The following is a 24,131-nucleotide window of genomic DNA, read 5'->3' on the forward strand; positions in this document are numbered from 1 at the left end:
CTGCCTGCGGCAGCTCCTACAGGAGGTGTGGTGATCGTACAACCGCGTTGCGCTATGATGCGCTTTCAGCAGCCGAACTTTTCGAGACAGATGTTCACCATGGAAAACCCGAACGACGCACCACGCCTCCCACGCAAGCGCCGCAGCCTCGCTCAGGAACTGGTGACGGTGCTGTCCGAGCAGATCCGCGACGGTCATCTCAAGCGTGGCGACAAGTTGCCCACCGAGTCGGCCATCATGGATGCCCATGGCGTCAGCCGCACCGTGGTGCGCGAAGCGATTTCCCGTTTGCAGGCGGCCGGCCAGGTGGAAACCCGCCACGGTATCGGCACCTTCGTGCTCGACACGCCGAGCCCTAGCGGTTTCCGTATCGACCCGGCGACTGTGGTGACTTTGCGAGATGTGTTGGCGATCCTGGAGCTGCGCATCAGTCTCGAAGTGGAGTCTGCCGGGCTGGCGGCGCAACGCCGCAGTCCGGAGCAACTGGCCAACATGCGCGCCGCCCTCGATGCGTTGAACGAAAGCGCCGCTCATGCCAGTGATGCCGTGGCGTCGGACTTCGCCTTCCACCTCGAAATCGCGTTGTCCACCGGCAACCGCTACTTCACCGACATCATGACCCACCTGGGCACCAGCATCATCCCGCGCACCCGGCTGAATTCCGCGCGCCTGGCCCATGACGACCAGCAGCACTACATGAGTCGCCTGAGCCGTGAGCACGAGGAAATCTACGACGCCATTGCCCGTCAGGATTCCGATGCGGCGCGGGCGGCCATGCGTTTGCACCTGACCAACAGCCGTGAACGGTTGCGTCATGCCCATGAAGAGGCTGAGGCGCAGCGGGGTTAGGGGAGTTCAGGGTTGCTCACCGGCACCGTGACGTAATCGACATACTCAATGGTGTTGTCACTCAGTACTTTGAATTTTTTCCGGGTCACCTCCCAGGTGTTTCCCGGCACCGATTCAAATTCGATCCAGTCTCCGATATTTACATGCAAGTCGAAGTCCATCGGCATCTCTCTGGCTGCGAGCCTGGATACGGTTGGGAAGGTAAATCGAGATCTAGTTTTCATGAGGGGGTTCCCTGGCAGTGATTGAGCCCTCGATTTAGCCTTCTTCAGCGATTACTCATAACTATTAGAAATACCAGTTTTGATGGACGGTACCCCTGCACCTCCTGATTTTCACCGTACACGGCGTACCAAGGCCGAGCATCCCCCCTGCAGTCTAATCGCGTCCAATGTTAGGACAACGTATCTCTCTTTAAGCAATCGATCCTCGAACAGCCCATTTTCGTGCCAGATTTACGGGCGCTTTAGCCTGTTGTCGAACAATTTTCACCCCCAGCGATGAAATGCAGTTGACGGTTGTATTTTAAGTTGTACGATGACCTACAACCTCAGCGCAGGCTGAACGGTTTTCTCACACATAACGTCGCTACCCAGGGTGTTCGAATAATGAATCCACAAGAACTGAAGTCCATCCTCTCTGCCGGTCTGCTGTCTTTCCCGGTCACCGATTTCAATGCTCAGGGCGACTTCAATCGCGCGGGTTACATCAAGCGTCTCGAATGGCTGGCCCCATACGGCGCCTCGGCGCTGTTCGCTGCGGGCGGCACCGGTGAGTTTTTCTCTCTGGCGGCCAGCGAATATTCGGAAATCATCAAGACCGCCGTCGACACCTGCGCCACCAGCGTGCCGATTCTGGCTGGCGTGGGCGGTTCGACCCGTCAAGCCATCGAATACGCTCAGGAAGCCGAGCGTCTGGGCGCCAAAGGTCTGTTGCTGCTGCCGCACTACCTGACCGAAGCCAGCCAGGACGGCGTTGCCGCCCACGTTGAAGCCGTGTGCAAATCGGTCAACATCGGCGTGGTGGTCTACAACCGTAACGTCTGCCGCCTGACCGCGCCGTTGCTGGAACGTCTGGCCGAGCGCTGCCCGAACCTGATCGGCTACAAGGATGGCCTGGGTGATATCGAGTTGATGGTGTCGATCCGTCGCCGCCTCGGTGATCGCTTCAGCTATCTGGGTGGCTTGCCGACCGCCGAAGTCTACGCCGCCGCCTACAAGGCCCTGGGCGTACCGGTCTACTCCTCGGCGGTGTTCAACTTCATCCCGAAAACCGCGATGGACTTCTACCACGCGATCGCTCGTGAAGATCATGCCACCGTCGGCAAGATCATCGACGACTTCTTCCTGCCGTACCTGGACATCCGTAACCGCAAGGCTGGTTATGCCGTGAGCATCGTCAAGGCCGGGGCAAAAATTGCCGGCTACGACGCAGGTCCTGTGCGCGCACCGCTGACCGATCTGACCGGCGAAGAGTACGAAATGCTCGCCGCGCTGATCGACAAGCAAGGTGCGCAATAACACATCCGATTTAACAAGGCCGCTGAGTAATCAGCGGCCTTTTGCGTGAGGAGACATCTCGTGGCAGAAGCAAAGCGTTTTGATAACTACATCAATGGTGAATGGGTCGCGGGCAGTGATTACTGCGCCAACATCAACCCGTCCGAACTGACCGACACCATTGGCAACTACGCCAAAGCCGATCTGGCTCAGGTCCACGCCGCCATCGACGCTGCTCGCGCCGCGTTCCCGGCCTGGTCCGTTTCGGGCATCCAGGCACGTCACGATTCGCTGGATAAAGTCGGCACTGAAATCCTCGCCCGTCGCGAAGAGCTCGGCACCCTGCTGGCCCGGGAAGAGGGCAAGACCCTGCCTGAAGCCATCGGTGAAGTGACCCGCGCCGGCAACATCTTCAAATTCTTCGCCGGCGAGTGCCTGCGCCTCTCCGGTGACTATCTGCCGTCGGTGCGTCCGGGCGTCAACGTTGAAGTCACTCGCGAAGCCCTTGGCGTGGTCGGTCTGATCACCCCGTGGAACTTCCCGATTGCCATCCCGGCATGGAAAATCGCTCCGGCCCTGGCCTACGGCAACTGCGTCGTGCTCAAGCCGGCGGACCTGGTTCCGGGGTGCGCCTGGGCCCTGGCCGAAATCATCTCCCGCGCAGGCTTCCCGGCCGGTGTGTTCAACCTGGTGATGGGCAGCGGTCGCGTGGTGGGCGATGCACTGGTCAACAGCCCGAAAGTCGATGGCATCAGCTTCACCGGTTCCGTGGGCGTGGGTCGTCAGATCGCCGTCAACTGCGTGTCGCGCCAGGCCAAGGTTCAGCTGGAAATGGGTGGCAAGAACCCGCAGATCATTCTCGACGACGCCGACCTCAAGCAAGCGGTCGAACTGTCGGTACAGAGCGCGTTCTACTCCACCGGCCAGCGTTGCACCGCTTCCAGCCGCTTTATCGTCACCGCTGGCATCCACGACCAGTTCGTCGAAGCCATGGCCGAGCGCATGAAGTCGATCAAGGTCGGTCACGCCTTGAAAGCCGGAACCGATATCGGTCCGGTGGTCTCGCAAGCACAACTTGAACAGGACATGAAGTACATCGATATCGGCCAGTCCGAAGGTGCACGTCTGGTCAGCGGCGGTGGTCTGGTGACCTGCGATACCGAAGGCTACTTCCTCGCGCCAACCCTGTTTGCCGACAGCGAAGCCTCGATGCGCATCAGCCGTGAAGAGATCTTCGGTCCGGTGGCCAACATCGTCCGCGTCGCCGATTACGAAGCAGCCCTGGCCATGGCCAACGACACCGAGTTCGGTCTGTCGGCGGGCATCGCTACCACGTCCTTGAAGTACGCCAACCACTTCAAGCGCCACTCCCAGGCAGGGATGGTGATGGTCAACCTGCCGACGGCCGGCGTGGATTACCACGTTCCGTTCGGTGGGCGTAAAGGTTCATCCTATGGATCACGTGAGCAAGGTCGCTATGCGCAAGAGTTTTACACCGTTGTGAAGACTGCCTACATCGGTTGATTCACCGCAATACCCCTGTAGGAGCTGCCGCAGGCTGCGATCTTTGCTTTTAAAAATCAAAAGATCGCAGCCTCGTTTCACTCGACAGCTCCTACGGGGAACAACCAAAGATTCACCCGCGCATAAAAATAATCAGTGGGAGTACATCTACATGCAATCGACCCAAAAGCCGACTCACGTCCGCTATTTGATCCTGCTCATGCTGTTTCTGGTGACCACGATCAACTACGCCGACCGGGCTACCATTGCAATCGCCGGCTCCAGCCTGCAGAAAGACCTGGGCATTGATGCCGTTACCCTCGGCTACATCTTCTCCGCATTCGGTTGGGCCTACGTGGCCGGGCAAATCCCCGGTGGCTGGCTGCTGGACCGTTTCGGTTCGAAAAAAATCTACGCGTTGAGTATCTTCACCTGGTCACTGTTCACCGTGCTGCAGGGCTATGTCGGCGAGTTCGGCATGTCCACGGCAGTGGTTGCGCTGTTCATGCTGCGCTTCCTGGTGGGCCTGGCTGAAGCGCCATCCTTCCCCGGCAACGCACGTATCGTAGCGGCCTGGTTCCCGACCGCTGAGCGCGGCACTGCCTCGGCGATCTTCAACTCGGCGCAATACTTCGCCACGGTACTGTTCGCACCGCTGATGGGCTGGATCGTCTACAGCTTCGGCTGGCAGCACGTGTTCATCGTCATGGGCGTGATCGGCATCATCTTCTCCGGGATCTGGCTGAAGGTTATCCACAGCCCGCGTCAGCACCCGATGATCAATGATGCCGAGTTCAAGCACATCGCCGACAACGGCGGTATGGTCGACATGGATCAGGACAAGGGCAAAGGCAAGAAGACCGATGGTCCGAAGTGGGACTACATCCGGCAGTTGCTGACCAACCGCATGATGCTCGGCGTATACCTGGGCCAGTATTGCATCAACGGCATCACCTACTTCTTCCTGACCTGGTTCCCGGTGTACCTGGTGCAGGAACGCGGCATGACCATTCTCAAGGCCGGTTTCATTGCGTCCTTGCCGGCGATCTGCGGCTTCATCGGTGGTGTGCTCGGCGGGGTGATTTCCGATTACCTGCTGCGCAAAGGCCATTCCCTGACCTTCGCCCGCAAGGCGCCGATCATTGCCGGCCTGCTGGTTTCCAGCAGCATCGTGGCCTGCAACTACGTGGATGTTGAATGGATGGTGGTCGGCTTCATGGCCCTGGCGTTCTTCGGCAAAGGCGTGGGTGCACTGGGTTGGGCGGTGGTGTCCGACACCTCGCCGAAGCAGATCGCCGGCCTGAGCGGTGGCCTGTTCAACACCTTCGGTAACATTGCATCCATCACCACTCCGATCGTGATCGGCTACATCATCAGCTCCACCGGTTCGTTCAAATGGGCGTTGGTGTTCGTTGGTTGCAACGCTTTGGTCGCGGTGTTCAGCTATCTGGTGATCGTGGGCCCGATCAAACGTGTGGTGCTCAAAGAGCCACCAGCGAACGGTACTGAAGCCCCTGGCAAATTGTCTCAAGCGCATTCCTGAGGAGCGGCGTCATGCAGTTGATTGAACATTCCGACTCGCCGCGCTACATCCGCCTGCACGAGCGGGATAACGTGGTCATCGTGGTCAATGATCAGGGCGTACCAGCCGGTACCGAGTTTGCGGACGGCCTGGTCACCGTGGACTTCGTGCCGCAGAGCCACAAGGTCACCCTGGAAGACATTCCCGAAGGTGGCCAGGTGATTCGTTACGGCCAGGTCATTGGCTATGCCTTGCAGCCGATTCCCCGTGGCAGTTGGGTCAAGGAAGATCAACTGCGCATGCCGACCGCGCCACCGCTGGACAGCCTGCCGCTGTCCACCGATGTGCCGGCCGCGCAGGCACCGCTGGAAGGCTTCACTTTCGAGGGTTATCGCAACGCCGACGGCACCGTCGGCACGCGCAACATTCTCGGCATCACTACCACCGTACAGTGCGTGACCGGGGTGCTGGATCATGCGGTCAAGCGCATCAAGGATGAGTTGCTGCCCAAGTACCCGCACGTCGATGACGTGGTGGCGCTGACCCACAGCTACGGCTGTGGCGTGGCGATCACTGCGACTGACGCATACATCCCGATCCGCACCGTGCGCAACCTGGCCCGCAACCCGAACCTGGGCGGCGAAGCCCTGGTGATCAGCCTGGGCTGCGAGAAATTGCAGGCCGGGCAGGTGATGCACGACAACGACAGCTCGGTGGATCTGAGCGAGCCATGGTTGTACCGCTTGCAGGATTCCAGCCACGGCTTCACCGAGATGATCGAGCAGATCATGGAACTGGCCGAGACGCGCTTGAAGAAGCTCGATCAGCGTCGCCGGGAAACCGTGCCGGCGTCCGAGCTGATCCTGGGCATGCAATGCGGCGGCAGTGATGCGTTCTCCGGTATCACCGCCAACCCGGCACTCGGTTATGCCTCGGACCTGCTGCTGCGGGCCGGTGCGACGGTGATGTTTTCCGAAGTCACCGAAGTGCGCGATGCCATTTATCTGCTGACCTCCCGCGCGGAAAACCAGGACGTCGCCCAGGAACTGGTGCGGGAAATGGACTGGTACGACCGCTACCTGGCCAAGGGTGAAGCAGATCGTAGCGCCAACACCACGCCGGGCAACAAGAAGGGCGGGTTGTCGAACATTGTCGAGAAGTCCTTGGGCTCGATCGTCAAGTCCGGCAGCAGCGCGATCAATGGCGTGCTTGGCCCTGGCGAGCGCTTCAAACGCAAAGGCCTGATCTTCTGCGCGACCCCGGCCAGTGACTTTGTCTGTGGGACCTTGCAGCTGGCGGCGGGGATGAACCTGCATGTGTTCACCACCGGTCGTGGTACGCCTTACGGGTTGGCCATGGCCCCGGTCGTCAAGGTATCGACCCGGACTGAATTGGCGCAGCGCTGGCCTGACCTGATCGATATCGACGCCGGGCGTATTGCCACCGGGCGCGCATCGATCGAGGAACTGGGCTGGGAGCTGTTCCATTACTACCTGGATGTGGCTAGCGGCAAGAAACAGACATGGGCCGAGCAGCACAAGCTGCATAACGACATCACCTTGTTCAACCCGGCGCCGATCACCTGATACTGCATTGCCCGGGAAAAGATCGCAGCCTGCGGCAGCTCCTACAGAGCACGATTTTCCCTGTAGGAGCTGCCGCAGGCTGCGATCTTTTGATCTTAATGCGCTCGTGTGGCTTATCATTAGCCCCCTAACGACGCCCACCCCAAGGTCCTCCCGGCATGCTGGCAATTTTCCTCGAAACCCTGAACATCACCGCGCCGGTGTTTGCCATGCTGTTTTTGGGGGTGCTGCTCAAGCGCATCGACTGGATCAACGACAACTTCATCCACACGGCGTCGGCACTGGTGTTCAACGTCACCATGCCGGCGTTGCTGTTTCTGGGCATCCTGCATGCTGACCTGCGCGCGGCATTGCAGCCGGCGCTGCTGATCTATTTCTCCGTGGCGACGCTGGTGTGTTTTGCCATTGCCTGGGGTTGGGCGATCTGGAAGTGCCCGCGGGAAGATCGCGGGATCTACACCCAGGGCGCCTTTCGCGGTAACAACGGGGTCATCGGCCTGGCGCTGGCGGCCAGCATGTACGGCGACTACGGGATTTCCCTCGGGGCGATCCTCGCGGCACTGGTGATCCTGTTTTACAACACCCTCTCGACTATCGTGCTGGCGGTCTACAGTCCGGTGATCAAATCCGATCCTTGGAGCATCTGCAAAAGCGTGTTCAGCAATCCGCTGATCATCAGCGTGATTGCGGCTGCACCCTTCGCCTATTTCAAGATCGGCTTGCCCGGCTGGCTGGAGACCTCCGGCCAGTACCTGGCGCAAACCACGCTGCCGCTGGCGCTGATCTGCATCGGCGGCACGCTGTCCCTGGCGGCACTGCGCAAAAGCGGTAACATGGCGCTGAGTTCAAGCCTGGTGAAGATGATCGGCCTGCCGGTGCTGGCGACGCTGGGGGCATGGCTGTGGGGCTTTCGTGGGGCGGAACTGGGGATTCTGTTTCTGTACTTCGGTAGCCCGACCGCCGCTGCCAGTTTCGTCATGGCCCGGGCGGCGGATGGCAATCACGAACTGGCGGCGGCGATTATCGTGATCACTACGTTGATGGCGGCTGTCACCACCAACATCGGGATCTTCTTCTTGCAGTGGGGTGGCTGGATTTAGCGCCCCTGTTCATCGGCCAGGGTTTTGCACGCCGGTTCGATAACCGGAGGCGCCTGGGTCGGATAGTGCGTGGGCATGACCTGCACCGGGGTTGTCACGACGAAGCCATCGGCAAAGGTCGTTTCGACAAAGGTCGCTTTCCAGCCATTTTCCGGTGTGTCGATCTGCATGTCAGCGTTGAGCGGGTCTGTGAGCTTTACGTCTTCAGGCACGTACTGGACGCCACAGGGGTGACGAAAGTCCCGGGCGACCGGATTTATCGCCGTCCATTGAACGACTCGCACCGGTGCCTCGGAAAAGTGCAGCCCCATCCTTTGTGTTGAAACGTGCGGATTCGAGCGCATGGAAATGACCGGCAAAGGCTTGTTCTGTTGCCAGCGATTGATGACCGGTATCAGCGAGTTCTCGACGAACCGATTGATGCCGTAGTGGCTCGCATTGGGCGCGATTCGCAAGGCTTTCGGACCGGGTAGCTGATCGAAGAAAAACTGTGAATTGTCTGGCAGGAAAAAATCGTCGCTGCTGGCATTGACGATGTATTTCGGGATCGCCAGGCGATCGGCATAGCGGGTTTGCAAGTAGCTTAGCGGGTCTTCGATTTTCATCAGGTGTGCGAAGTTTTCAGTCTTGATTCGTTGGGTAATGCCCTCGTGATGGTAGTCAAAAAATGCCAGTGGCCAGTTCTTTCCGTAGGCCTGCCAGGTATGTTCAAGCACACTGTCCGTGCCCAGTACGTCGATCACAAACGGCACGATGGCTTTGATCCGCTCATCGGCAATCGCTGCCAGCCAGGTGGTCCAGCCACGTTTTGATGCGCCGCTGGCAATGAAACGGTCTATTCCCCAGGGTTGCAGCTCCTTTTGCGCGAGGTCCATGGCCTTGATCATCGACACCACCATGGGTAGGCGCACCGACATGTACGGGCGCTGGTACGGGTCATCGAGAAAGAGCTTCCAGCTGTGGGCGACGCTGGCATCTTCAGTGCGCGCAATGCCGTCGTCGGTATAGGTCAGGTACTGGTTCGGAACGTTGCTGACTGAAATGACAATCGTGCGTGTTTTACGCGCCACTTCAAGTGCCATGGCTTCGGTAAAGTCCGTCGGCTCGTCGGCGTTGTTTTGCCCTGCGTTAGGGGTTCCGTTATTGGCCACCAGCAGCGACTGGCCGCGCAGGGCATTGTCCGGGATGTAGATGTCCACGGTGTGTTTCCACTGTGCGGGGCTGACCAATCCTTGTGGCGACCATTGCTGGGAGGACAGGTCGAAACCGCGCTTTTCCACACCTGGAAATGATGTGTTGCCTTTGGCGGTGTAAACCAATGGATTGGCGTCTTCGGCTTTCGTGTAGCAGGCAAGCACTTCGCTGAAGTCTTGATTGCTGGCCTCGAAACACGCCTGGGCAGAGGCATGTATCGAGCTGCTGACGAGCAGGCTGGACAACATCAATTTCGACAATATGAACCTGGCGTTCAAGCGCATGGGAACCTTCCTTGTAAAGCTGGGAGAGGTTCGAGTCCTGGGTACAGCGACGCTGCACCGACCATCCCCCTGGTGGATTTTTGTCGGCGCAGTGTGTCGAAAAGAGGCTTGGGCGAACAGGGTTGGCGGGGTGTCTTTTATTGTCGAAATATGTGGTTGAACCGTTCAATCACAAGCGTTACCGAGGGCGGCGAACCACTCTGGCGATGGTGATCACTTCGGCGTCTGATAGCTGTCGATCACTTCCTGCGCTGCCCGAAACGCATCGATCGCCGCTGGCACACCGGCATACACCGCGCAATGCAGCAGTGCCTCGCGAATTTCTTCCACAGTGCAGCCGTTGTTCAGCGCACCGCGCACGTGACCTTTCAATTCCTGCGGGCACTTCAGTGCGGTCAGGGCCGCGAGGGTGATCAGGCTGCGGGTTTTCAGCGGCAGACCTTCGCGATTCCACACCCCGCCCCAGGCGTGTTCATTGACAAAGTCCTGCAGCGGCTGGGTGAACTCGGTGGCGTTGCCCAGTGCGCGGTCGACGAAGGCGTCGCCCATCACTTGGCGGCGGACTTCAACGCCGGTTTTTTTATTCTCGGTCATGGGACTTCCCTCTTATGGTGTTGGCGACGCCAGGCGCGTAGCGACGTGAACAGCAAAAACGCCACCAACGCCGGCAGGACGAAAAACAGCATCAAGTGTTCCAGCTTGCCGGCCAGTGGCATGCCGGTGGTGAACGACACCACGTGCAGTCCATAGGCCAGGTACAAACCCAGAAACAGCAGGCCTTCGGCGCGGGTCACCCGGTAGCCGGAGTAGAACACCGGCAGGCACAGCGCCGCGACGCCGAGCATCACCGGCAGGTCGAAATCCAGGGCGTTGGGCGACACCGACAGGGGCGACGGCGCCACCAGTGCGGTAAAGCCGAGCACGCCCAAGAGGTTGAACAGGTTGCTGCCAATCACGTTGCCCACGGCAATCTCGCGCTCGCCGCGCATTGCGGCGATCAACGAAGTGGCGAGCTCAGGCAGTGACGTGCTGACAGCGACGATGGTCAGGCCGATGATCCGCTCCGACAACCCCAAATCGGTGGCGACCGCAACCGCTGCACCCAGCAACAAGTGCCCGGCGTACACCAGCATCGCCAGTCCTGCGACGATCATCAGCAGGCTGCTCAACCATGGCGCTTGCGGGTGGTGGTCATGGCTCGATACCGGCCGTGCCGAGTGTCGCGACTGGCGCAGCAACAAGCCCAGGTAAATCGCCAGTGCCGCAAGCAATATCATGCCGTCGGCCCGGGTCAGTTCTTCATTCCAGGCGAGTACGAACACCAACAGGCTGGCGCCGATCATCAACGGAATATCCAGACGCACCAGTTGTCGGGAAACCCTCAACGGAATGATCAGCGCGGACAACCCGAGGGTGACGAGGATGTTGAAAATGCTGCTGCCAATCACGCTGCCGACCGCGATGTCGGCATTGTGTGCCAGGGTCGCTTGCAGGCTGACTGCCATCTGCGGTGCGCTGCTGCCGAGGGCGACGATGGTCAGGCCGATGATCAGCGGTCGTATGTGCAACCGCGCGGCGATGCGTACGGCGGCGCGCACCATCAATTCGGCGCCGACAATCAGCAGGAGCAATCCGCTGAGCAATTCGATCACGCTGATCAGGGGTAAATCGGCTAATCCGAAAATGGTCGGGGCTCCATCGGTCAGTCGTCGAGGGCTTGTACACGAACCCGTGCGGTGCCGCTTTTGAGCATGCCCAGGCGCGCGGCGGCTTCGTGGGACAGGTCGATCAGACGGCCACGGGTGTGCGGCCCGCGATCATTGATGCGCACCACGCAGGATTTGTCGTTATTCAGATTGGTCACCTTCACCCGCGTACCGAAGGGTAGCTGGCGATGGGCGGCAGTCATGGAATTCTTGTCGAAACGCTCGCCGTTGGCGGTACGTTTGCCTTGGTGTTTGGCGCCGTAATACGAAGCCACGCCGGTTTTGTCGTAGCCATGCGGATCGACGGTGTCGGTGCTGGCGCAACCGGCCAGGAGCGAGAGGAGGGCGCAGGCGCTGAGTAGACGCTTCATTTGGGCGTTCCAAAAAACAAATGTGGGAGCGGCGGTGTGACGATTCGACTTGCTCGCGAATGCATTCTGACAGTCAACATTGAATTGAGTGCCAAACCGCATTCGTCGGAACGCCGCCCGGAGCAAGCCCGCTCCCACAGGAGAATGGAGCCAGATTTTAGAGCTGGCTCCATTCTCATCAGCCTTCGAGCTTGCTTTTCAGCAGTTCGTTGACTTGTTGCGGGTTGGCCTTGCCTTTGGAGGCTTTCATGGCCTGGCCGACGAAGAAGCCGAACATTTTGCCGCGCTTGGCTTCGTCTGCCGCGCGGTATTGCTCGACCTGTTCGGCGTTGGCTGCGAGCATTTCGTCCAGCACCGCCGAGATGGCGCCGGTGTCGGTCACTTGCTTGAGGCCGCGCTTGTCGATGATTTCGTCCGCGCTGCCTTCGCCGTTGGCCATTGCTTCGAACACCACCTTGGCGATCTTGCCGGAGATGGTGTTGTCCTTGATGCGCAACAGCATGCCGCCCAGAAGCTCGGCGGAAACCGGAGACTCTTCGATGTCCAGGCCTTGCTTGTTGAGCAGGCTGCCCAACTCGACCATCACCCAGTTCGCCGCCAGTTTGGCGTCGCCGCCGATGCTCGCGACTTTTTCGAAGTAGTCGGCTTGCTCACGGCTGGTGGCCAGGACGCTGGCGTCGTAGACCGACAGACCGAACTGCTCCTGGAAGCGCTCGCGCTTCTGCGGTGGCAATTCCGGAAGGGTGGCGCGCACGTCGTCGAGGAACGAGTTCTCGATGACTACCGGCAGCAGGTCCGGATCGGGGAAGTAACGGTAGTCGTTGGCTTCCTCTTTGCTGCGCATCGGACGGGTTTCGTCCTTGTTCGGATCGTACAGGCGGGTCTGCTGGATCACTTTTCCGCCGTCTTCGATCAGCTCGATCTGACGCTGGATCTCGGAGTTGATCGCCTTCTCGATGAAGCGGAACGAGTTGACGTTCTTGATCTCGCAGCGGGTGCCGAATTCGACCTGGCCTTTCGGACGGATCGACACGTTGCAGTCGCAACGCAGCGAGCCTTCGGCCATGTTGCCGTCGCAGATGCCCAGGTAGCGCACCAGCGCGTGGATCGCCTTGACGTAAGCCACGGCTTCCTTGGCACTGCGCATGTCCGGCTCGGAGACGATTTCCAGCAACGGCGTGCCGGCACGGTTCAGGTCGATGCCGCTGGCGCCGCTGAATTCTTCGTGCAGGCTCTTGCCGGCGTCTTCTTCCAGATGCGCGCGAGTGATGCCGACACGTTTGACCGTGCCGTCTTCGAGGGCGATGTCCAGGTGGCCCTTGCCGACGATCGGCAATTCCATCTGGCTGATCTGATAGCCCTTCGGCAGATCCGGGTAGAAATAGTTTTTACGGGCGAACACGTTGTGCTGGCCGATCTCGGCGTCAATCGCCAAGCCGAACATCACCGCCATGCGCACCGCTTCCTGGTTCAGCACCGGCAATACGCCGGGCATGCCGAGGTCTACCAGGCTGGCCTGGGTGTTCGGCTCGGAACCGAAGGTGGTGGAGCTACCGGAAAAGATTTTCGACCGGGTGGTGAGCTGGGTATGAATCTCCAGCCCGATCACGACTTCCCATTGCATGTGTTTCTCCTCAGAAGCCGGTTGGGGTGCGGGTGTGCCAGTCAGTGTTTTGCTGATACTGATGGGCAACGTTCAACAGGCGACCTTCCTGGAAATACGGAGCGAGCAGTTGCACGCCGACCGGCAGGCCATCGACAAAACCTGCCGGCATGGACAAGCCCGGCAGACCGGCGAGGTTGGCGGTGATGGTGTAGACGTCTTCCAGGTAGGCGGCGACCGGGTCGCTGTTCTTGGCGCCGAGCTTCCAGGCCGGGTTCGGCGTGGTTGGGCCGAGGATGATGTCGACCTCATTGAAGGCCGCCATGAAGTCGTTCTTGATCAAGCGACGGATCTTCTGCGCCTTCAGGTAGTAGGCGTCGTAGTAACCGGCCGACAGCGCATAGGCGCCAACCATGATCCGGCGCTGAACTTCCGGCCCGAAGCCTTCGCCACGGGAACGCTTGTACAGGTCTTCCAGGTTTTTCGGGTCTTCGCAACGATAGCCGAAACGTACGCCGTCGAAACGCGACAGGTTGGAGGACGCTTCCGCCGGGGCGATCACGTAGTACGCAGGAATCGCGTGCTGCATATTCGGCAGGCTGATTTCCTTGACCACCGCGCCGAGCTTTTTCAACTCTTCAACGCTGGCCATGACCAGATCGGCGATGCGGGGGTCGAGACCGGCGCTGAAGTATTCCTTCGGCACGCCGATGCGCAGGCCTTGCAGCGAGCCGTTGAGGCCGGCGCTGTAATCAGGCACGGGTTCGTCGATGCTGGTGGAGTCTTGCGGGTCGAAACCGGCCATGCCTTGCAGCAGGATCGCGCAGTCTTCGGCGGTGCGGGCCAATGGGCCGCCCTGATCGAGGCTGGACGCGTAGGCAATCATGCCCCAGCGCGAAACGCGACCGTAGGTCGGTTTCAGGCCGGTGAGGTTGGTCAGGGCCGCAGGCTGACGGATCGAACCGCCTGTGTCGGTGCCGGTGGCTGCTGGCAACAGACGAGCAGCTACCGCCGCCGCCGAACCGCCAGACGAGCCGCCCGGCACGTGTTCCAGGTTCCACGGGTTTTTCACCGCGCCGTAGTAGCTCGACTCGTTGGCCGACCCCATGGCGAATTCGTCCATGTTGGTCTTGCCCAGGGTCACGGCCCCGGCCGCAGCCAGCTTGGCGACGACGGTGGCGTCGTACGGTGCCTTGAAGTTGTCGAGCATCTTCGAGCCGCAGCTGGTGCGAATGCCCTGGGTGCAGAACAGGTCTTTGTGGGCGATCGGCGCGCCGAGCAGGGCGCCGCTCTCACCATTGGCCCGACGAGCGTCAGCGGCTTTCGCCTGCGTCAGCGCCAGGTCCTCGGTGAGGCTGATGAAACTGTTGAGCTGCGGATCGAGCTGGGCGATGCGCGCCAGCAGGACTTTGGTCAGCTCTTCGGAGGAAAACTTTTTATCGGCGAGTCCGCGGGCGATCTCGGCCAGAGTCAATTGATGCATTGCAGGCTCTTTCCCTTTAGTCGATGACTTTCGGAACCAGGTACAGGCCGTTTTCGACCGCTGGTGCGATGGACTGGTAGGCCTCGCGGTGATTGGTCTCGGTCACGACGTCTGCACGCAGGCGCTGGCTGGCTTCCAGTGGGTGGGCCAGCGGTTCGATACCGTCGGTATTGACCGCTTGCATTTCGTCGACCAGCCCGAGAATGCTGTTCAGGGCCGAAGTGATGTGTGGAAGATCGGCATCATTGAGGCCAAGGCAGGCCAAATGAGCGATTTTTTCCACGTCGGAGCGTTCAAGCGCCATGGGATTCTCCAGTGGAAAACAGAACGGACGGCGTCCGTGTGTTAGATTGTCGGAACACTACCGCATTTCTACGGTCTCAAGGCCGCGATTGTGGGGCTTGGTGCACAGAAAAGCGGCCAATTTAACATATTGGCGCCTTGCCCAAAATCCCTGTCGTTGTTAGAGTTTGCCGCACTTTTTTACCCACGCGTTGCCTAGGGTCCCTTTCCCATGTTCAAGAAACTGCGTGGCATGTTTTCCAGCGATCTTTCCATTGACCTGGGCACTGCCAACACCCTTATTTACGTGCGCGAGCGCGGTATCGTCCTGAATGAGCCCTCCGTTGTGGCCATTCGGACACACGGTAACCAGAAAAGTGTCGTTGCTGTCGGCACCGAAGCCAAGCGCATGCTCGGCCGTACGCCGGGCAACATTGCTGCCATTCGTCCGATGAAGGACGGTGTGATCGCCGACTTCAGCGTTTGCGAAAAAATGCTGCAGTACTTCATCAACAAGGTTCACGAAAACAGCTTCCTGCAGCCTAGCCCTCGCGTGTTGATCTGCGTTCCATGCAAATCCACCCAGGTTGAGCGTCGTGCCATCCGTGAATCGGCCCTTGGCGCCGGTGCCCGTGAAGTATTCCTGATCGAAGAGCCAATGGCCGCTGCGATCGGTGCCGGCCTGCCGGTTGAAGAAGCTCGCGGTTCGATGGTCGTGGATATCGGTGGCGGTACCACCGAAATCGCGCTGATCTCCCTGAACGGTGTGGTTTACGCCGAATCCGTGCGTGTTGGCGGCGACCGCTTCGACGAAGCGATCATCACCTACGTGCGTCGCAACTACGGCAGCCTGATCGGCGAATCCACCGCCGAGCGCATCAAGCAGGAAATCGGTACGGCCTACCCGGGTGGCGAAGTTCGCGAAGTCGATGTTCGTGGCCGTAACCTGGCCGAAGGCGTTCCGCGCGCATTCACCCTGAACTCCAACGAAGTGCTGGAAGCTCTGCAAGAGTCCCTGGCCACTATCGTTCAGGCCGTGAAAAGCGCCCTGGAGCAATCGCCTCCGGAACTGGCTTCCGACATCGCCGAGCGTGGCCTGGTACTGACCGGTGGTGGCGCCTTGCTGCGTGACCTGGACAAATTGCTGGCCCAGGAAACCGGTCTGCCGGTGATCGTTGCCGAAGACCCGCTGACCTGCGTTGCTCGCGGCGGTGGCCGTGCATTGGAAATGATGGATAAACACACCATGGACCTGCTTTCCAGCGAATAAGTCGCCGGATTGCCTCTATGCTGTTGAGCGCGCAGGCGGCACTTTGCAGTGCTGCCTGTTCGCGTTTATTTTCTGTCACTTTGCATCCTGGCCGGATTGCTGCCGTATGAATAAACAGAACATTTGCCTGGGAGGAGCGGCTTATTAAACCGCTTTTCACCAAGGGCCCTTCACTGGGCGTGCGCCTGTTGGTGCTTGTCGTGCTATCGGTCGCGCTGATGGTGGTCGATGCCCGTTTCAGTCTGCTCAAGCCTGCACGCAGCCAGATGTCGCTGGTGCTGATGGACGCCTACTGGATCACTGACCTGCCTGGACGACTGTGGGAAGGTATCGCCAGTCAGTTTGGCAGCCGGACCGAACTCGTCGCCGAAAACGAAAAACTCAAGACCGAGAACCTGCTGTTGCAGGGACGCATGCAGAAGCTTGCCGCCCTGACCGAGCAGAACGTTCGGCTGCGCGAGTTGCTCAACTCTTCGGCACTGGTCAACGAGAAGGTCGAAGTGGCCGAGTTGATCGGTATGGACCCCAACCCGTTCACCCATCGCATCATCATCAATAAAGGTGAGCGCGACGGCGTGGTCCTCGGTCAGCCGGTACTCGATGCCCGTGGCCTGATGGGCCAGGTGGTCGAGTTGATGCCCTACACCTCCCGCGTCTTGCTGCTGACCGATACCACCCACAGCATCCCGGTGCAGGTGAACCGCAACGGGTTGCGGGCGATTGCCAGCGGCACCGGCAACCCGGAACGTCTCGAATTGCGGCATGTGGCCGATACCGCCGACATCAAGGAAGGCGATTTGCTGGTCAGCTCCGGCCTCGGTCAGCGTTTCCCAGCAGGTTATCCAGTGGCGACGGTCAAGGAAGTGATTCACGATTCCGGCCAGCCGTTTGCCATTGTCCGCGCCATTCCGACCGCTGCCTTGAACCGCAGCCGTTACCTGCTGCTGGTGTTCAGCGACAACCGTACGGCTGAAGAGCGCGCCAACGATGCCGCCCAGGCTCAGGAAAGCCTGGATGCACAGGGTGGTGGCCCGATCATTCCGGCGACAGTTCCGAAACTGGTCAACCCTGTAGCCCCCGCTGCACCGGCCGCCGCACCGGTTGCTCCTGCTACGGTGGCGCCCGCGGCCACTGCGCCAGTCAAGCCAGCCACCACGCCAGCCAAACCTGCGGCCACGCATCCTGCGGCGGCTAAACCGCCGGCGGCGCAACCCGCTGCCGCGAAACCTGCCGCCAAACCGCCAGTCTCCGTGCCGGCCACTCCAGTGGGGAGAGAATAATGGGCGGTGTAAAAGCATCCCGAAACGGCTGGATAGTCTGGCTGACATTTGCCGTCGGTCTGCTGCTGAGCGTTTCACCTCTGCCGCAATTCATGGAAATCCTGCGCCCGCTGTGGCTGGCCTTGTTGCTGGCATTCTGGGCGTTGAACCTGCCGCAGACCGTCGGGATGGTGACGGCGTTTTGCCTGGGGCTGGCTGAAGACGTGCTCTACGGTACCTTGCTGGGTCAGAATGCCTTGATCCTGACGCTCATCACCTACCTGGTACTGGCGCTGCAGCAACGTCTGCGGATGTTCCCGATGTGGCAGCAGAGCCTGGTGATCCTGGTGATCTTCGGCCTCGCCCAGCTTGTACAACTATGGCTCAGTGCCTTGACCGGCAATCGTCAACCGACGCTGGCGCTGGTACTGCCGGCACTGGTCAGTGCATTGCTCTGGCCCTGGATCAGTTTCGGTTTGCGCGGATTGCGTCGACGCTACAAAATCAATTAATTCGCTCAGGCATTGGACAGGGAGAGGTCTTGATGAAACGGTTGTACCTCGCCTCTGGCTCGCCGCGTCGGCGTGAATTGCTCACGCAGATCGGCGTTCCGTTCTCCGCCGTCAGTGCGGACATCGATGAAACCCCTGTACTCAAAGAATCCCCATCGGCCTATGTCGAGCGTCTGGCGCGCGGCAAGGCCGAAGCCGGGTGCGGCGGCGTCGTGTCTGAAAAACCGTTCTGCGTGCTCGGCGCCGATACCGCCGTGGTGCTCGATGGAAAAATTCTCGGCAAACCGGTTGATGAAGCGGATGCGTGCGCCATGCTGATGATGTTGTCAGGGTGTGAGCATGAGGTCCTGACCGCGATTGCAGTGCTCGATGGCGAACGTTGCGAGTCTCGGGTTGTCACCAGTCGGGTGCGATTTCGTGCTATCAGTCGCGATGAAGCCGCGGCCTACTGGGCCAGCGGCGAACCACGGGACAAGGCGGGCGGTTATGGCATTCAAGGACTGGGTGCGGTGTTTGTCGCCGGACTCAATGGAAGTTATTCAGCGGTAGTCGGACTACCGCTTTGCGAAACCGCGGAACTGCTCGGCCATTTCGGCATACCCTGTTGGCAACCCGGGAACGCGCTTTAAGCGTCGTCCTGAACAGATGCGGCCATTATCGTGAACATGCCTGAACGAGACCCTGCCATGAGTGAAGAGATCCTGATCAACATCACGCCGATGGAGTCGCGCGTGGCGGTGGTCGAAAACGGTGTCCTGCAAGAGGTCCACGTCGAGCGTACGCAAAAGCGCGGGATCGTCGGCAACATCTATAAAGGCAAAGTCGTGCGGGTATTGCCGGGGATGCAGGCGGCATTCGTCGATATCGGCCTGGATCGTGCCGCATTCATTCATGCGTCGGAAATTTCCCTGCGCGAAGGTCCGGCGGTCGAGAGCATCAGTGCACTGGTGCACGAAGGCCAGAGCCTGGTGGTGCAAGTGACCAAGGACCCGATCGGTTCCAAGGGCGCACGCCTGACCACTCAGCTGTCGATCCCTTCGCGTTACCTGGTGTACATGCCACGCACGGCCCATGTCGGCATTTCCCTGAAGATCGAAGACGAGGCCGAGCGCGAGCGACTCAAGCAAGTGGTCACTGATTGCGTGGCCAAGGAAGGGATCAAGGAAGCCGGCGGTTTCATTCTGCGCACGGCAGCCGAAGGCGCCGGCGCCGATGAAATCCTCATGGACATCCGCTACCTGCGAAGGCTTTGGGACCAGATCAGCGCCCAGATCAAAACCATCAGCGCGCCCAGCGTGATCTACGAAGACCTCGGTTTGGCGCTGCGCACCCTGCGTGATCTGGTGAGCCCGAAAATCGAGAAGATCCGCATCGACTCCCGGGAAACCTTCCAGAAAACCACGCAATTCGTCGCCGAATTGATGCCCGAGATTGCCGACCGTCTGGAGCATTACCCGGGCGAGCGGCCGATTTTTGACCTGTATGGCGTCGAAGACGAAATCCAGAAGGCTCTCGAGCGCAAGGTCCCGCTCAAGTCCGGCGGTTATCTGGTGGTCGACCCGGCTGAAGCCATGAGCACCATCGACGTCAACACCGGGGCGTTCGTCGGCCATCGCAACCTCGAAGAAACCATCTTCAAGACCAACCTCGAAGCCGCGACAGCCATCGCTCGTCAATTGCGCCTGCGCAACCTTGGCGGAATCATCATCATCGACTTCATCGACATGGAAGATGAAGAACACCAGCGCCAGGTGTTGCGCACGCTCGAAAAGCAACTGGAGCGCGATCACGCCAAAACCAACATCATCGGTATCACCGAACTGGGCCTGGTGCAGATGACCCGCAAGCGCACCCGCGAAAGCCTTGAACAAGTGTTGTGCGAGCCGTGCAACGCCTGTCAGGGGCGCGGCAAGCTCAAAACCCCGGAAACCGTTTGCTACGAAATCTTCCGCGAAATCCTGCGTGAAGCGCGCGCCTATCAGGCGGAAGGCTATCGTGTATTGGCAAACCAGAAAGTGGTGGACCGCCTGCTCGACGAAGAGTCGGGCAACGTCGCCGAACTGGAGGGGTTTATCGGGCGCACCATCCGCTTTCAGGTCGAAACCATGTATTCCCAGGAACAATACGACGTGGTGCTGCTCTGAAGCGTATCGTTTTGATTGTTCGAGAATGGCTGGCCTCAGCTTTTTGCAAAACTTTTGCCATGGGGGCCACCTGACATGGACCGTCTGACACGCATTTTGGCCGCACTGACCCGCTGGGGTCTGGGCCTGTGCGCGTTGGTTTTGGTGTTGATGGCGCTCTACGTCAGCCTGGGCCGGGAGCTGACGCCGTTAGTCGCCGAGTACCGTGCCGACATCGAAACCAAAGCCAGCGATGCCTTGGGCATGCCGTTGCAGATCGGCGAGCTCGAAGGCAACTGGAGTGGATTCGCCCCCATACTGATGGCGCACGACGTGACGGTCGGCGAGGGCGCCAATGCCTTGCACCTGGATCAGGTGCGCGCGGTGCCGGACCTTTGGGCCAGCCTGCTGGCACGTCAGGTACGCATCGCTCATCTGGAGCTCAGCGGCCTGAAGATCAGCGTCAAGGAGGGTAACGACGGTCAATGGGCGCTGGAAGGTTTGCCGGTACAGCAGGACCAGCCAACCGATCCGGAACAGCTGCTCAATCGCATGCAGATGATCCAGCAACTGTCGGTGCTCGACAGCCAGGTGACCTTGCAGCCGTTTGCGCAGTCGCCGCTGACCCTGACTTATGTCGGCCTGAATCTGAAAACCGGGGCGTCGCGGCAGCGACTCGACGCCCGCCTGACCCTGCCCGACGGCCAGCCCGTGGCCATGAGTCTGCGCACCCGCATTCGAGCCAGTCAATGGAGGGACGCTGAAGCCGAGGTTTACCTGAGCCTGCCGCAAAGCGACTGGTCGAAGTGGTTGCCCGAGCGAGTGACCCAAGAGTGGAGTTTCTCTGAGATCAAAGCCGGCGGCGAGCTTTGGCTGACCTGGGGCAAAGGTGCCCTGCAAAGTGCTGCGGTCCGTTTGAATGCACCACAACTCAAGGGTGCCTACGCCGAGCGCAAGCAGATCCAGATCAACAATCTGGCCCTGAACGGCTACTTCCAGCGCAGTGCCGAAGGCGCGTCAGTGACTTTCGATTCCCTGGCGATGAACCTTGGCGAGACCCGCTGGGAAACGCATTTGCAACTCAAGCAAAACGCGGCCACTGATAAAACCGAAGAGCTCTGGCGCCTGCAAGCCGACCGGGTCGATCTCACTCCGCTGACCCCGCTGCTCAACGCGCTGGCGCCGTTGCCAGAAGGTCTTGCCACTGTCGTCGAGCGGCTCAAAGTCACGGGCAGCCTGCGTAACGTGCTGGTCGACTTGCGCCCCAATGCCACAGACGACAGCAAGTTCGGCTTTGCCGCCAACCTCGACCAGGTAGGCTTCGATGCCTATCACGGTGCGCCGGCGGCGCGAAATGTCAGCGGCAGCATCAGTGGTGACCTGGGGCGCGGCGAATTGCGTATGGACAGCAAGGATTTCATGCTGCATCTGGACCCGATTTTCGCCAAGCCATGGCAGTACATTCAGGCCAATGCGCGGCTGACCTGGAAGCTCGATAAAGAAGGTTTCACCCTGATCGCGCCGTACCTGAAGGTGCTGGGCGAGGAAGGCAAGATCGCCGGCGACTTCCTGATTCGCCTGCACTTCGATCACACCCAGGAAGACTACATGGACCTGCGGGTCGGCATGGTGGATGGTGACGGTCGCTACACCGCCAAGTACTTGCCGGCAGTCCTCAGCCCGGCGCTGGATGAATGGCTGCGCACGGCGATTCTCAAGGGCGCGGTGGACCAAGGCTTCTTCCAGTATCAAGGGTCGCTCAGCCATGGTGCCGCGGACGTCGATCGCAGCATCAGCCTGTTCTTCAAGGTTCACGATGCCGAACTGGCCTTCCAGCCGGGCTGGCCCCATGTCAGCAAGGTCAGCGGCGATGTGTTTGTCGAAGACAGCGGCGTGCGGATTCTGGCCAGCAAGGGCCAGTTGCTCGACACGCAGGTCAGCGATATCTACGTCAACATTCCCCATGTGCCTGCCGGGCAGAACGTTCATTTGTTCCTCGATGGCGGGTTTACCGGCGGTTTGGGCGATGGCCTGAAAATCCTCCAGGACGCGCCGATCGGTACCGGGGCAACCTTTGCCGGGTGGGAAGGCGAGGGTGATCTGCAAGGCAACTTGAAGCTGGATATTCCGCTGGCGAAAGGCGAGGAGCCGAAGATCCTCGTCGATTTCAAGACCGCCAAGGCACGCTTGAAACTGGCTGAACCTGTGCTGGAGCTGACCCAACTCAAAGGTGATTTCCGTTTCGACAGTGCCAAGGGCCTGAGTGGGCAGAACATCAGCGCACGGGCGTTCGACAAGCCGGTCACCGCACAGATTTTTGCCGACGGCAGCCCGGGTAAGCTTAATACCCGGGTGACCGCGTCGGGCCAGGTCGAGGTCAGGAAACTGACCGACTGGCTGAAGGTGACCCAGCCTCTGCCGGTGAGTGGCGTGATCCCTTATCAACTGCAACTGACCCTGAATGGCGCCGACAGCCAATTGCTGGTCAATTCCAATCTCAAGGGCGTGGCCGTCGATTTGCCTGCGCCGTTCGGCATGACTGCCGATGCCGGGCGCGACACGACGTTCCGTATGACCTTGCAGGGTGACGAACGGCGCTATTGGGTCAACTACGCGGACCTGGCGAGTTTCACGTTTGCCGCCCCGGCCAGCAATTTCGCCGACGGTCGCGGGGAATTGTTCCTCGGTGGTGGCGAGGCTGTGTTGCCTGGCACCAAAGGCCTGCGGATAAAGGGTGTGTTGTCGGAGCTGGACGTTGGCCCGTGGAAGGATCTGGTGGATAAATACGCCGGACAGGACCCCGGCGGCAGCGCCAAGCAATTGCTCAGCGGCGCGGATTTCAAGGTGGGCAAGCTCAGCGGTATCGGCACCACGCTCGATCAGGCCTCGATTCAGCTGGCGCGCAAACCTTCCGCCTGGGCGCTGCAACTCGACAGCCAGCAGATCAAGGGCAGCGCGAACCTTCCTGATTCGAAGGCCACGCCGATCATGATCAATCTGCAAACCGTGCGCCTGCCCGCACCGGACCCGGCCGTGCTGGCCGATGAAAACTCGCCGGATCCGCTGGCGTCGGTGGACCCGACGATAATCCCTGCGATGGACATCACCATCAATCAGTTATTCCAGGGCCAGGATCTGGTGGGGGGCTGGTCGCTGAAGATTCGTCCGACGGCCAAGGGCATCGTGTTCAACTCGCTGGACCTGGGCCTCAAGGGCATGCTGTTGGTGGGCAGCGGTGGCTGGGAAGGCGCGCCTGGCGCCAGCAACAGCTGGTACAAGGGACGCATCAGCGGCAAGAACCTCGCCGATGTACTCAAGGGCTGGGGTTTTGCGCCAAGCGTCACCAGCCGGGACTTTTATATGGATGTCGATGGCCGCTGGCCCGGATCGCCGGCCTGGGTGGCGACCAAACGATTCTCCGGCTCGCTCGATGCGACGCTCAATCAGGGCCAGTTCGTCGAGGTCGAAGGCAGTGCCCAGGCGCTGCGGGTATTTGGTTTGCTCAACTTCAACTCCATCGGCCGGCGCCTGCGCCTGGACTTCTCCGACCTGTTCGGCAAAGGTCTGAGTTATGACCGGGTCAAGGGGCTGCTGGTTGGGACCAATGGGGTGTATGTCACCCGTGAGCCGATCCGGCTGACCGGCCCGTCGAGCACCATCGAACTCGACGGCACCCTGAACATGGTGGCCGATCAGATCGATGCGAAACTGATGGTAACCTTGCCGGTGACCAATAACCTGCCGATTGCCGCACTGATCGTCGGTGCACCCGCGGTCGGCGGAGCGCTATTCCTGATCGACAAGCTGATCGGTGACCGGGTCTCCCGTTTCGCCAGTGTGAAGTACACGGTCCAAGGGCCGTGGAAAGAACCGAAAATCACCTTCGACAAGGCTTTTTGAAAAGCCATCCTTCGGACCTATGGAGTAGCATGGCCGTAACTCCCCTGTAGGAGCTGCCGCAGGCTGCGATCTTTTGATCTTGTTT

At 60.1% G+C, this 24,131-nt stretch carries 20 protein-coding genes; 12 read left to right on the plus strand and 8 right to left on the minus strand.

Translation table 11 applies throughout. The features are described from left to right. Positions 1 to 99: 99 nt before the first annotated feature. Positions 100 to 849, plus strand: a complete 750-nt coding sequence (locus AC1DWG_RS18980; protein ID WP_008018739.1) for a FadR/GntR family transcriptional regulator — start codon at positions 100 to 102, stop codon at positions 847 to 849. Here the strand turns inward: AC1DWG_RS18980 and AC1DWG_RS18985 are convergent. Then, positions 846 to 1,073: a hypothetical protein gene (locus tag AC1DWG_RS18985; RefSeq protein WP_477763209.1), complete on the minus strand. Its 228-nt coding sequence runs from the start codon at positions 1,071 to 1,073 to the stop codon at positions 846 to 848. The genes AC1DWG_RS18980 and AC1DWG_RS18985 overlap by 4 nt on opposite strands. Before the next feature lie 384 nt (positions 1,074 to 1,457). Here AC1DWG_RS18985 and kdgD point away from each other — a divergent pair, with 384 nt between their 5' ends. The 5 genes from kdgD to AC1DWG_RS19010 all read left to right on the plus strand — a co-directional run bounded on the left by kdgD (position 1,458) and on the right by AC1DWG_RS19010 (position 8,059). Next, entirely contained in the window at positions 1,458 to 2,369 is a 912-nt protein-coding gene (kdgD, locus tag AC1DWG_RS18990; RefSeq protein ID WP_007981458.1) for a 5-dehydro-4-deoxyglucarate dehydratase, read from the plus strand. Positions 2,370 to 2,429: 60 nt separating this feature from the next. Further along, positions 2,430 to 3,872: an aldehyde dehydrogenase family protein gene (locus AC1DWG_RS18995; protein WP_477763210.1), complete on the plus strand. Its 1,443-nt coding sequence runs from the start codon at positions 2,430 to 2,432 to the stop codon at positions 3,870 to 3,872. 151 nt (positions 3,873 to 4,023) lie between these two features. Continuing rightward, positions 4,024 to 5,394, plus strand: coding sequence for an MFS transporter (locus AC1DWG_RS19000; protein ID WP_477763211.1), 1,371 nt, complete (start codon positions 4,024 to 4,026; stop codon positions 5,392 to 5,394). 11 nt (positions 5,395 to 5,405) lie between these two features. Further along, entirely contained in the window at positions 5,406 to 6,959 is a 1,554-nt protein-coding gene (gene garD / locus AC1DWG_RS19005) for a galactarate dehydratase (protein ID WP_223448107.1), read from the plus strand. A gap of 158 nt (positions 6,960 to 7,117) precedes the next feature. Next, positions 7,118 to 8,059, plus strand: a complete 942-nt coding sequence (locus tag AC1DWG_RS19010) for an AEC family transporter (RefSeq protein WP_477763212.1) — start codon at positions 7,118 to 7,120, stop codon at positions 8,057 to 8,059. Here the strand turns inward: AC1DWG_RS19010 and AC1DWG_RS19015 are convergent. The 7 genes from AC1DWG_RS19015 to gatC form a co-directional block, all read right to left on the minus strand. Continuing rightward, positions 8,056 to 9,537 (minus strand): PhoPQ-activated pathogenicity-related family protein, encoded by a 1,482-nt coding sequence (locus AC1DWG_RS19015; protein WP_477763213.1) that lies wholly within the window; start codon positions 9,535 to 9,537, stop codon positions 8,056 to 8,058. The two genes, AC1DWG_RS19010 and AC1DWG_RS19015, sit on opposite strands and share 4 nt — an antisense overlap. 213 nt (positions 9,538 to 9,750) lie before the next feature. Further along, a complete protein-coding gene (locus AC1DWG_RS19020) occupies positions 9,751 to 10,131 on the minus strand; it encodes a carboxymuconolactone decarboxylase family protein (protein WP_477763214.1) in 381 nt (126 codons plus the stop codon). Further along, positions 10,128 to 11,189 carry a calcium/sodium antiporter gene (locus tag AC1DWG_RS19025; protein ID WP_477763215.1) on the minus strand — a complete coding sequence of 354 codons (1,062 nt, stop codon included), beginning with the start codon at positions 11,187 to 11,189 and terminating at the stop codon, positions 10,128 to 10,130. Before AC1DWG_RS19025 ends, AC1DWG_RS19020 begins: the two co-directional genes overlap by 4 nt. Before the next feature lie 50 nt (positions 11,190 to 11,239). Continuing rightward, on the minus strand, positions 11,240 to 11,614 hold the full coding sequence (locus tag AC1DWG_RS19030) for a septal ring lytic transglycosylase RlpA family protein (protein WP_218429275.1): 375 nt from the start codon (positions 11,612 to 11,614) through the stop codon (positions 11,240 to 11,242). A 178-nt stretch (positions 11,615 to 11,792) separates the two neighbouring features. Continuing rightward, positions 11,793 to 13,238 carry an Asp-tRNA(Asn)/Glu-tRNA(Gln) amidotransferase subunit GatB gene (gene gatB / locus AC1DWG_RS19035; protein WP_347910607.1) on the minus strand — a complete coding sequence of 482 codons (1,446 nt, stop codon included), beginning with the start codon at positions 13,236 to 13,238 and terminating at the stop codon, positions 11,793 to 11,795. 10 nt (positions 13,239 to 13,248) lie between these two features. Next, positions 13,249 to 14,700: an Asp-tRNA(Asn)/Glu-tRNA(Gln) amidotransferase subunit GatA gene (gene gatA, locus AC1DWG_RS19040; protein ID WP_477753405.1), complete on the minus strand. Its 1,452-nt coding sequence runs from the start codon at positions 14,698 to 14,700 to the stop codon at positions 13,249 to 13,251. Positions 14,701 to 14,716: 16 nt separating this feature from the next. Beyond that, positions 14,717 to 15,004 (minus strand): Asp-tRNA(Asn)/Glu-tRNA(Gln) amidotransferase subunit GatC, encoded by a 288-nt coding sequence (gene gatC, locus AC1DWG_RS19045; protein ID WP_007901429.1) that lies wholly within the window; start codon positions 15,002 to 15,004, stop codon positions 14,717 to 14,719. 210 nt (positions 15,005 to 15,214) lie between these two features. Between gatC and mreB the strand changes: the two genes are divergently transcribed. The 6 genes from mreB (at position 15,215) to AC1DWG_RS19075 (ending at position 24,046) form a co-directional block, all read left to right on the plus strand. Further along, positions 15,215 to 16,252, plus strand: a complete 1,038-nt coding sequence (gene mreB / locus AC1DWG_RS19050) for a rod shape-determining protein MreB (protein ID WP_002555108.1) — start codon at positions 15,215 to 15,217, stop codon at positions 16,250 to 16,252. A 143-nt stretch (positions 16,253 to 16,395) separates the two neighbouring features. Continuing rightward, complete coding sequence (gene mreC, locus AC1DWG_RS19055; protein WP_477763333.1) at positions 16,396 to 17,532, plus strand: rod shape-determining protein MreC; 1,137 nt, start codon at positions 16,396 to 16,398, stop codon at positions 17,530 to 17,532. Continuing rightward, positions 17,532 to 18,023 carry a rod shape-determining protein MreD gene (mreD, locus tag AC1DWG_RS19060; protein WP_007970244.1) on the plus strand — a complete coding sequence of 164 codons (492 nt, stop codon included), beginning with the start codon at positions 17,532 to 17,534 and terminating at the stop codon, positions 18,021 to 18,023. The genes mreC and mreD overlap by 1 nt, the downstream gene beginning before the upstream one ends. 32 nt (positions 18,024 to 18,055) lie before the next feature. After that, positions 18,056 to 18,652, plus strand: coding sequence for a Maf family protein (locus tag AC1DWG_RS19065; RefSeq protein WP_477788195.1), 597 nt, complete (start codon positions 18,056 to 18,058; stop codon positions 18,650 to 18,652). A 57-nt stretch (positions 18,653 to 18,709) separates the two neighbouring features. Then, positions 18,710 to 20,167 carry a ribonuclease G gene (gene rng / locus AC1DWG_RS19070; protein ID WP_007970246.1) on the plus strand — a complete coding sequence of 486 codons (1,458 nt, stop codon included), beginning with the start codon at positions 18,710 to 18,712 and terminating at the stop codon, positions 20,165 to 20,167. Between the two features lie 75 nt (positions 20,168 to 20,242). Further along, a complete protein-coding gene (locus AC1DWG_RS19075) occupies positions 20,243 to 24,046 on the plus strand; it encodes a YhdP family protein (protein ID WP_477763218.1) in 3,804 nt (1,267 codons plus the stop codon). Positions 24,047 to 24,131 lie beyond the last annotated feature (85 nt).

It is taken from the genome of Pseudomonas sp. P4_B3, assembly GCF_056402295.1.

Excerpts from the sequence above, each read along its gene's own strand:
- AC1DWG_RS18980 (WP_008018739.1), top strand. The coding sequence starts at position 100 with ATGGAAAACCCGAACGACGCACCACGCCTCCCACGCAAGCGCCGCAGC.
- AC1DWG_RS18985 (WP_477763209.1), bottom strand. The coding sequence starts at position 1,073 with ATGAAAACTAGATCTCGATTTACCTTCCCAACCGTATCCAGGCTCGCA.
- kdgD (WP_007981458.1), top strand. The coding sequence starts at position 1,458 with ATGAATCCACAAGAACTGAAGTCCATCCTCTCTGCCGGTCTGCTGTCT.
- AC1DWG_RS19000 (WP_477763211.1), top strand. The coding sequence starts at position 4,024 with ATGCAATCGACCCAAAAGCCGACTCACGTCCGCTATTTGATCCTGCTC.
- garD (WP_223448107.1), top strand. The coding sequence starts at position 5,406 with ATGCAGTTGATTGAACATTCCGACTCGCCGCGCTACATCCGCCTGCAC.
- AC1DWG_RS19010 (WP_477763212.1), top strand. The coding sequence starts at position 7,118 with ATGCTGGCAATTTTCCTCGAAACCCTGAACATCACCGCGCCGGTGTTT.
- AC1DWG_RS19015 (WP_477763213.1), bottom strand. The coding sequence starts at position 9,537 with ATGCGCTTGAACGCCAGGTTCATATTGTCGAAATTGATGTTGTCCAGC.
- AC1DWG_RS19020 (WP_477763214.1), bottom strand. The coding sequence starts at position 10,131 with ATGACCGAGAATAAAAAAACCGGCGTTGAAGTCCGCCGCCAAGTGATG.
- AC1DWG_RS19030 (WP_218429275.1), bottom strand. The coding sequence starts at position 11,614 with ATGAAGCGTCTACTCAGCGCCTGCGCCCTCCTCTCGCTCCTGGCCGGT.
- gatB (WP_347910607.1), bottom strand. The coding sequence starts at position 13,238 with ATGCAATGGGAAGTCGTGATCGGGCTGGAGATTCATACCCAGCTCACC.
- gatA (WP_477753405.1), bottom strand. The coding sequence starts at position 14,700 with ATGCATCAATTGACTCTGGCCGAGATCGCCCGCGGACTCGCCGATAAA.
- gatC (WP_007901429.1), bottom strand. The coding sequence starts at position 15,004 with ATGGCGCTTGAACGCTCCGACGTGGAAAAAATCGCTCATTTGGCCTGC.
- mreB (WP_002555108.1), top strand. The coding sequence starts at position 15,215 with ATGTTCAAGAAACTGCGTGGCATGTTTTCCAGCGATCTTTCCATTGAC.
- mreD (WP_007970244.1), top strand. The coding sequence starts at position 17,532 with ATGGGCGGTGTAAAAGCATCCCGAAACGGCTGGATAGTCTGGCTGACA.
- AC1DWG_RS19065 (WP_477788195.1), top strand. The coding sequence starts at position 18,056 with ATGAAACGGTTGTACCTCGCCTCTGGCTCGCCGCGTCGGCGTGAATTG.
- rng (WP_007970246.1), top strand. The coding sequence starts at position 18,710 with ATGAGTGAAGAGATCCTGATCAACATCACGCCGATGGAGTCGCGCGTG.
- AC1DWG_RS19075 (WP_477763218.1), top strand. The coding sequence starts at position 20,243 with ATGGACCGTCTGACACGCATTTTGGCCGCACTGACCCGCTGGGGTCTG.